This is a genomic window from Burkholderia sp. Ac-20353 (genome assembly GCF_017104785.1).
GTDB lineage: Bacteria > Pseudomonadota > Gammaproteobacteria > Burkholderiales > Burkholderiaceae > Burkholderia.
In genome coordinates this window covers 1-2,181 of record NZ_JAAGPL010000422.1, presented here as the reverse complement: position 1 = coordinate 2,181, position 2,181 = coordinate 1, and the positions used below count along the sequence as shown (strand labels likewise).

General features: G+C 69.4%; 2 protein-coding genes and 1 pseudogene. All 3 read left to right on the top strand.

What is annotated here, in order from left to right:
* Positions 1 to 402 (top strand): annotated as a pseudogene (locus G3N94_RS40890) (sensor histidine kinase); the annotation flags it as partial.
* 77 nt (positions 403 to 479) lie between these two features.
* Complete coding sequence (locus G3N94_RS40885; protein WP_205799847.1) at positions 480 to 1,823, top strand: hemolysin family protein; 1,344 nt, start codon at positions 480 to 482, stop codon at positions 1,821 to 1,823.
* A 49-nt stretch (positions 1,824 to 1,872) separates the two neighbouring features.
* The coding region (locus tag G3N94_RS40880) for a thiamine phosphate synthase (RefSeq protein ID WP_205799846.1) at positions 1,873 to 2,181 on the top strand (309 nt) is incomplete at its 3' end.

Below are 2,181 nucleotides of genomic sequence, written 5' to 3'. Positions count from 1 at the left end.
GTGACGCTCGACGCGACGCTGCCCGAGCCCGACACGTCGCTGGCCGCCGACCGCGAACGCGTTGCGCAGGCGCTGTGGGCCCTGCTGGTCGCAGCCGTCGAGGCGAGTGCCGCCGGCAGCCGCGTGTCGTTCTCCTGCGCACGCGACGGCACGCAGCTCGTTGCGCGCGTGGCCTGCGACGTGCACGCCGCGTCCCTCGCCGACCCGACCCTCCCCCACGTGATCGAGCCATTCGGGCGCCGCGAAATGCTGCGCGAACGCGATGCGAAACGCGTCGCGTGGATGCTCGCGCTACCCCAGCGCGTTGCGCTCGCGCACGGCGGCACGCTCGCACACGACCGGTTCGCCGACGGCGCGACAGCCACGATCACGCTCACGCTCCCGTGCGAGGCGCCGGTGTAAGCAACGCGGTAGCCACGACACATTACGGTTTCCTTTCGGCCCTATACTGACGGGCCTGTCATTACCGGAGCGATTCCTTGGTTCAGATCTTCGCGCTGATCGGCGCGTTGTTCCTGGTGGCCCTCAACGGCTTCTTCGTCGCGGCCGAATTCGGCCTCGTCAAACTGCGCGCGACGCGCGTCAAGACCCTCGCGCGCAAGCGCGGCCTGCGCGGCCGCATCCTCGGCATCGTGCATTCGCGCCTCGATGCCTACCTGTCCGCGTGCCAGCTCGGCATCACGCTCGCGTCGCTCGGCCTCGGCTGGGTCGGCGAACCGGCGTTCGCACAGCTGATCGGTCCACTGCTCGACCTGATCGGCGTGCAGTCGGAGCGGCTCGTGCACCTGATCTCGCTGGTGTTCGCGTTCTCGCTGATCTCGTTCCTGCACATCGTCGTCGGCGAACTCGCGCCGAAATCGATGGCGATCCGCCAAGCCGAGAAGGTCGGCCTGTGGGTCGCGCTGCCGCTGTACGCGTTCTACTGGGCGATGTATCCGGCGATCTGGGTGCTCAACACCAGCGCGAACGCGGTGCTGAAGCTCGCGGGCCTGTCGACCGACCACGGCGGCGACGCGCATTACTCGACCGACGAGCTGAAGCTGATCCTGCGCAGCCGCCGCAGCGCCGCCGGCAACCCGGCGCAGCCGGCCCGCGGCACGTACAGCAACGACGAGTGGAACACGCTCGCGCATTCGCTCGACTTCTCGTCGATGACGGTTTCGGACCTGATGCGGCCGGCCCACGAGATGATCGGCCTGCGCCGCGACCTGCCGCTGCCGGACAACATGGAGATCGTCGCGCGGCACCGCTTCAGCCGCTATCCGCTGTTCGAGAACGCGTCGCGCGAACAGGTAAGCGGGCTGATCCACCTGAAAGACCTGCTGCTCGCGCGCCACGCGGGCGCGGCGCTCGACGACCTGTCCGACTACGTGCGCCCCGTGCAGTACGTGAAGCCGGACACACCCGCGCTCGACCTGTTCCGCCGCTTCCGCAAGGGCGCGCCGCATTTCGCGCTGGTCGGCAACAAGGGCCAGAAGCCGATCGGCTTCCTGACGCTCGACAACCTGCTCGGCGCGCTGGTCGGGCAGATCCACGACGAGTTCCGCCAGGGCGACTCGGACTGGACGCGCCTCGACGACGGCACGCTGATGGGCAAGGGCAGCCTGCCTGTCGTGTCGCTCGAGCAGGCGCTCGGCATCGACATCGACGAAGGGCGCGCCGAATCCGTCGGTGGCCTCGTGATCCAGGCGCTGAACGACCTGCCGTCCGAAGGGCAGCGCGTGTCGTTCGAGCGCTTCGACGTCGTCGTGAAGAAGATGAACGGGCCGCGCATCGTGCTGGTACGCGTGTATCCGAAGGTCGTGAAGGAAGCGGACGAATGAGCGCGCGCGCCGTTACCGCTGTCACCGCCGCATATCGCCGCGCCGCACAATGAACGCGCCGCTCCCGTCCTGCTGCGTGATCACGCCCGAGCCCGCGTCCGCGTCGGACGCGGACTGCCGGGCGTTCGTCGACCGGCTGTCGGCCGTGCTGGCGCGCGGCGAGACGCTCGTGCAGCTGCGCGTGAAATCGTTCGACGAAGCGGCGTTCGCGCGGCTCGCAGCCGACGCGCTCGCATGCTGTCATGCAGCCGGCGCGCAATTGATCGTCAACGGGCGGATCGACGCGGATGCGGTGCTGGCGCTCGACGGCGCCGGCTGGCACCTCGACGGCGCGGCGCTGCGTGCGGCCGTGCGCCGG